Source organism: Streptomyces tricolor (genome assembly GCF_002155905.1).
GTDB lineage: Bacteria > Actinomycetota > Actinomycetes > Streptomycetales > Streptomycetaceae > Streptomyces > Streptomyces tricolor.
In genome coordinates this window covers 1-694 of record NZ_MUMF01000953.1, presented here as the reverse complement: position 1 = coordinate 694, position 694 = coordinate 1, and the positions used below count along the sequence as shown (strand labels likewise).

The window sequence follows — 694 nt, the reverse complement described above, 5'->3', positions numbered from 1 at the left end:
CCGACACCCCCGGCCCCGGCGGCGCCCGCCACCGCCGTACCCCTGGCCGCCGTACCGCGTGCCGCGTGCGACCGGCCGGCCGCCACGGCTCCCCGGATCGCGGTCAACTCGCGCACCAGCTCGGCGGGGTCGGGGAAGTTCTCGTCCCGTTCCAGGAGTACGCCGGGCGGTGCGACGCGGGCGGCCAGGCCGGTCAGGATGTCGAGGACCGGGCGCGGCACGGGGTGGGCGTGGCTGTCGTGCCAGACGCCGTCGCGCTCGAAGCCGCCCGCGACATGGACGTAGGCGAGCGCCTCCAGCGGCAGCGCGGCCAGGGCCTCGGCCGGGTCCTCGCCCCGGTTGACGTGGTTGGTGTGCAGGTTGGCGACGTCGATCAGCAGCCGTACGCCGGTCCGCTCGACCAGCTCGGACAGGAACTGCCCCTCCGTCAGTTCCTCGTCCGGCCAGGAGAACAGCGCGGCGATGTTCTCCAGCGCCAGCGGCACCGGCAGCGCGTCCTGGGCGATGCGGACGTTCTCGCACAGCACGTCCAGCGCGTCCCGGGTGCGCGGCACGGGCAGCAGATGGCCGGCCTCCAGCCGCGGGGAGGCGGTGAGCGCGCCGCCCGCCCGGACGAAGGCGATGTGCTCGGTGACCAGCGGCGCCCCGAGGGCCTCCGCCCGCTCGGCGAGCGCCGTCAGCCGCCCCTCGTCGG

At 76.4% G+C, this 694-nt stretch carries 1 protein-coding gene; it reads right to left on the bottom strand.

The window, feature by feature from the left end:
- On the bottom strand, positions 1–694 hold a 694-nt coding region (locus tag CCN44_RS41850; RefSeq protein ID WP_143650475.1), incomplete at both ends, for a multinuclear nonheme iron-dependent oxidase.